4 protein-coding genes and 1 pseudogene are annotated in these 5,013 nt (G+C 69.2%); 4 read left to right on the top strand and 1 reads right to left on the bottom strand.

The window, feature by feature from the left end:
- Positions 1-1,053, bottom strand: a 1,053-nt coding sequence (locus tag VD972_RS04795; RefSeq protein WP_324981438.1) for a kelch repeat-containing protein, incomplete at its 3' end; no start/stop codon positions are given.
- A 194-nt stretch (positions 1,054-1,247) separates the two neighbouring features.
- Here VD972_RS04795 and VD972_RS04800 point away from each other — a divergent pair.
- The 4 genes and pseudogenes from VD972_RS04800 to VD972_RS04815 all read left to right on the top strand — a co-directional run.
- Entirely contained in the window at positions 1,248-2,486 is a 1,239-nt protein-coding gene (locus VD972_RS04800) for a glycosyltransferase (protein WP_324981441.1), read from the top strand.
- Positions 2,483-3,577 carry a hypothetical protein gene (locus tag VD972_RS04805; protein WP_324981443.1) on the top strand — a complete coding sequence of 365 codons (1,095 nt, stop codon included), beginning with the start codon at positions 2,483-2,485 and terminating at the stop codon, positions 3,575-3,577. The genes VD972_RS04800 and VD972_RS04805 overlap by 4 nt, the downstream gene beginning before the upstream one ends.
- A 16-nt stretch (positions 3,578-3,593) precedes the next feature.
- Positions 3,594-4,733, top strand: coding sequence for a hypothetical protein (locus VD972_RS04810; RefSeq protein WP_324981446.1), 1,140 nt, complete (start codon positions 3,594-3,596; stop codon positions 4,731-4,733).
- Positions 4,730-5,013 (top strand): annotated as a pseudogene (locus VD972_RS04815) (hypothetical protein); the annotation flags it as partial. The gene VD972_RS04810 and the pseudogene VD972_RS04815, both read left to right, overlap by 4 nt.

Consider the following 5,013-nt stretch of genomic DNA (forward strand, 5'->3'; position numbering starts at 1 on the left):
CAGCACCCGCCCATCCGGCAACAGGACCGCGGTCGAGTGATAGCCACGGTAGGCCGAGCCAGGAGCCAGCGACGTCCAGGTGTTCGTGGCAGGGTCCCACACCTCGGAGTGGTAGACCGCTCCAGCGGCGTTGTTGAACCCCTCCACGCTGCTGCCCCCCACCACCAGCACCGTGCCATCGGGCAACAGCGTCGTGTTGTGCTGCCGCCGAGCCACGCTCATGGGCGCCGTGTATTGCCAGGCCGGTGAGGCGGCGTTGAGATCCAGGAGCTCGGCGGTGCTCGTGGGCGGATCCCCGCCGCCCGCGACGAGCACCTTGTCATCGAACATGACCGCGCCGCCGTACGACCGGCCCCCGAAGAGGCGCCTGGCCGACTCGAACCACGTCCCCGTCCCCTCGGGATCCAGGTAGTGGTTGGCACGCCCAGGCCCCACGTAGAGGAGCTTGCCGTTGGGCGCCAGGAACATCCGCGGGTAGTACGGCAGATCCTTCCAGGCCGTGCCGAGGTTCCGCCAGGTGCCCGAGGCCGCGTCCCACCGCTGCGGCATCGAGTTGTTCGTGCCTGCGCCGACGGTCTCGCCGGACAGCACCACGATGTCTCCATTGGGGAGCGTGGTGTTGGTGGGGTACCAGCGCTTGTCGTTCATGTCCGGCGCGTGCTCCCACGAGGACGTGAATGGGTTGAAGATGAGCGCGTGGGGCTCGCCTTCATGGGAGTCGATGTGCCCCCCCGTCAGCAGCAACCGGCCATCCGCCAGGTACGAGTGGCCCGCGCAGAAGATGTTGTAGTGCGGCACGGGCACCTGGGTGAGCGTGTCCGCCGCAGGATCCCAGAGGAGAGGCGGCAACGCGCCTTCCTCGAACTCGCCGAAGATGAACACCTTGCCTGTGGGCAGCAGGTGGGCGTGGGTGGCGGAGATGGGCCAGCTCATCAAGGGCCCCCACTGTCCGACTTCAGCCGGGCTCTGCGCCGCCACAGGGGTGGCCAGCAGCGCGCCCCCGAGGATCCACATCCCCACCACTCCCTCCCACCCCGCCCCCCGTCTTCTCATCACGCCCCCTGACCCCAGAAATGGGTGGTGAACGTAAGTCCGAGCCTCCAGGGGCCAACCGTCCCTCTCCGCCGAGACACCTGGACGTTGGAGGACGCCGGGCACACCCCCCGAGGCAGGTTGATCCCCAGCGTCAGGGGCTCGACCTTTTGCGCGCCTTGAAGTCGCCCGGGGCGAGGGGGAGCACTCAGTCGATGGAGCTATTTCCCATCCAGATCCTGTTCCTCGTCGTGCTGATGAACCGCTACCTGCTCGGGCCGCTGCTGCGCCGGCTCCGGGGCCCGCAGTTCGATGTCACGAATGACGCCTACGAGCCCACCGTGGCCATCATCATCCCGCTCTACAACGAGGGTGAGGGCATCTACCACGTCATCCTCAGCCTGCTCCAACAGGACTACCCCCCGGACAAGCTGCAGATCCTCGTCGTTGACGACTGCTCCAAGGACGACAGCTACGCCTGGGCGCAGAAGGCCGCCGAGGGCCGCCCCAACGTCCGGGTGATGCGCAACCCGGTGAACATGGGCAAGCGCAAGGGCATCAACCGCGGAGTGCGCGCCACGGAGGCGGAGATCATCGTCTCGGTGGACTCGGACGTGACCGTGGACCGCGGCGCCGTGCGCCAGCTCATCCGCCGGTTCACCCACCCACGCGTGGCCGCCGTGGGAGGCCGCACGTACGTGGTCAACCGCCACCAGAACTGGCTCACGCGCATGATCGAGATCAAGTTCCACTTCGCACAGGAGTGGCTCAAGGATCTGGAGCGGAGCTTCCGCACGGTGCTGTGCTTGTCCGGCTGCCTCACCGCGTACCGCCGCCAGGTGCTGATGGAGCTGGAGCCCATCCTCGAGGGCCGTGCCATCGCGGGCGTCCCCATCAAGTATGGCGAGGACCGCTTCCTCACCCGCCAGATCGTCAAGGCCGGCTACGAGACGGTCTACACGACGGAGGCGTTCTGCTTTACCGCCGCGCCCGCCACCCTCGCCGCCTACTTCGCGCAGCAGCTGCGCTGGCGGCGCTCCAACCTGGTGGACATGCTCGGCGGGCTGAGCCACGCGTGGCGGCTGCACCCGGTCATCACCATCCACTACGTCTCGCAGCTCGCCCTGCTGCTCTCCTACCCCGTCGTCATCGTCCACAATGTCTTGAACGACGAGCTCTGGGACATCCTCGCCATGCACATGCTGGTGGTGGCCTTCCTGGGCTTCATCTACCGGGTGGAGACCCGCCACCTGCCCGAGGATCGCCGCATCCCCGCCCTGTGCTTTCTGCCCATGGCGCTGATGATGCCCGTCACCTACGCGCTCTTCACGCCGCTGGCCCTGTTGACCCTGGACTCGGGGAGCTGGGAGACGCGCGGCAGCCCCGCCCCCACCCACGCCGAGGCGCCCCCCCCTGAGGGCGTCTCCCTCCCACCTCGTGAGGGCGCCTCATGAACCAGCAAGTCGCCAACAGAGTGAACGCCGTCGCCGTCAACGCCTACAAGGCCCTGGGCACTCTGCTGCTCTGTCTCATCCTGCTCGGGTTCATCACCTACCTGAGCCTCCAGGCCTTCTTCCTGCTGAGCCGGCGCTGGGTGGCTCCCACCGTGCTCTCGCCCACGGATCCTCAGATCCTCCAGCTCAATGCGCAGATCGCCCAGCAGGCCTCGGCGCGCGACCAGGTGCTGGCCGATCGACGGGAGGTGCAGGTGCGGCTCGCCGATGCCGATCGCACGCTCGCCGCCGAGCGGGACTTCCAGGAGCGCTTCCTGGTGGCCCTCGGCAGCGAGCGCGCCTCTCGAGCGCAGGCCCTGCGGCTCCTGACCTCCCTGCAGCGCGAGTACCAGAACGCCCGCCAGGAGATCGAGGAGTCCAACCGCGCCTACTCCCGCCTGGCCCGCGTGCGGACCGAGGCGCTCTACGGAGCCCACCTGCTGGAGCAGGAGGATCACCTCACCACCAACCACCAGCTCGCGCAGATGGCTCAGAGCAACCTCACGCTGGCCGAGCATGCGGTGAATCTGGAGACACGCCAGGCAGAGCTGCGCCGGGAGCTCCAGAGCTTTGATGCCGCACAGGGCGGGAGTGGAGCGAAGGCCGGCAGAGCGACCGCGGAGGTGCTCCTGCTGGAGCGCGAGCACACCCGATCCGTGCTGGAGCAGGCCCGCGCCGAGGCGAGCCGTGGCGCGCTCCAGGAGGATCTGCGAGCGCTCGAGGAGGCTGCCGCGCGGTACGAGAAGCTGCTCGCCACCATCCGCGCCTCGCCGCACCTGAGGGCCCTGGAGGGCCATCTCACGGTGGCCTTCGTTCCGTACGAGAACCTGGAGAATGCCCTCCCTGGCACGCCGCTCTACGCGTGCGCGGCGAAGCTGGTGTGGTGCAAGCAGGTCGGCGTGGTGGGCGAAGTGCTGGAAGGCGAGGTGTCGGTGAAACACCCCATCCGTCAGCACTTCCTGCGAGGCGTGATGGTGGAACTCCAGCTCCAGGACGGCGCCTCCGTCCAGGAGGAGCTGCTCCACATGGGGCGGCCACCGCTCCTGCTGTAGTGCCAAGGAGGTGGGCATGAGGACATCCATCACATGGGCCACGCTGCTCTGCCTCGCCGCGCTGTACCCGGCGGGAGCGCAGTCGGCCGACACGCACACGCCCCCTGCTCCTTCGGAGCAGCGCGCGGGCCCCGAGCCCGCATGGTGTGACTTCATCCGGGGAATGACTGACGCGGAGACGGCGGTGCTGCTGGCGCCCGAGCTCTTCGCGAGCGCTGGTGTCGTGAACCCGGGCGAGGCCGCGAGTGGAGCCGGAGAGGCGCCCCTGGGCGCACCAAAGCTGCGGATCACCGCGGGGCTCGGCTACGAGCTGGTCGGCGCGTACCGGGGGATGACGCTCCGTCGCCGAGCAGAGGCCGAGTGCCAACGCCACCGTGCGAGCTCGGCACTCCAGGCCGCGCTGCAGTCCGGGCCAGACCTCAGCGCCGCTCCCGCGCTGAAGGCCCGCCTCGCCGTGCTCCAGGCGGCCATCCCCGAGGGTGAGCGGCTCGTCGAGGCACTCCGGACAGATCTCCGGGAGGGCCGGGCCACCCTGGACGAGCTCAACGCGCTCCAGCTCCGTCTGGACGCCCTGCGCGCCCTGGCGAGCGACACCACCCGCGATCAGGAGCGCCTCGCGCGTCTCCCTCCCCGGCCGGAGCGTTCCCTCTCAGCGCTGCTCCAGGAGCTGCGGACCGCGGACGACGAGCTCGAGCGGCTCTCTGGCAAGGTGCGCCGCTCCACCGCCTGGAGTGTCCGCCTGCGTGGCGGCTATGACGAGCTGATCGACGTGCCTCAGGAGCTCCCCCTCTTTGGGATGATCACCGTCTCCTACAACCTCGGGGGCTTGAGCCAGGCCGCGGCCAATGAGCGGGCGCGCAAGGCCCGGCTGCGGGCCCTTGAGGAAGACGTGGAGGGACTGCCGCAGCGCGTGGAGAGGCTGCTCCACCAGCTGCGCGCCTCTCAGAGCACCGAGGAGGTCCGGCTGCGCGAAGTCACGGTGCTCGTCGGCGATCTGGAGAGCCAGCTCCAGTCCATCCAGTCCCTGGAGACGGGAAAGGTGCGCCGGTTCCATGACTACCTCACGCTCGAGCTGGCACGGCTCCGCGCGGAGCAGGCCTGGCTTCGAGCCCACCTTGAGTCTCTTGGCGCCTTCCTGGGACGGGAAGCCCCTTGAAGTCGCGGCTGCTCGTCCTGGCGCTGGGCCTGCTCAGCCCAGGGCCCACGGCCCGCGCGCGCGAGCCACCGCCGAGCAAGCTCACCCGGGTTTCTCCCCAGCAGCTCCGCGCCACACAGGGAGCGCTCGCTCCCGGCTCGAAGGGGCGGCTGCTCGTCGAAGCCCCCAAGGTGCGCGCCGTTGTCCCCTCCTCCAGCGCACCGGTGGCCGAGCTGCGCTTCACCTACCTGGGGCCCACCGACGTCCAGCAGGCCTTGGCCTCCGGTGAGCAGCGCCGCCA

The sequence above is a fragment of the Hyalangium sp. genome (assembly GCF_035629615.1).
Classification (GTDB): Bacteria; Myxococcota; Myxococcia; order Myxococcales; family Myxococcaceae; genus Hyalangium.

What these genes read in the sequence shown, in the direction of transcription:
- VD972_RS04800 (WP_324981441.1), top strand. Translation starts at nt 1,248, where the DNA reads ATGGAGCTATTTCCCATCCAGATCCTGTTCCTCGTCGTGCTGATGAAC.
- VD972_RS04805 (WP_324981443.1), top strand. Translation starts at nt 2,483, where the DNA reads ATGAACCAGCAAGTCGCCAACAGAGTGAACGCCGTCGCCGTCAACGCC.
- VD972_RS04810 (WP_324981446.1), top strand. Translation starts at nt 3,594, where the DNA reads ATGAGGACATCCATCACATGGGCCACGCTGCTCTGCCTCGCCGCGCTG.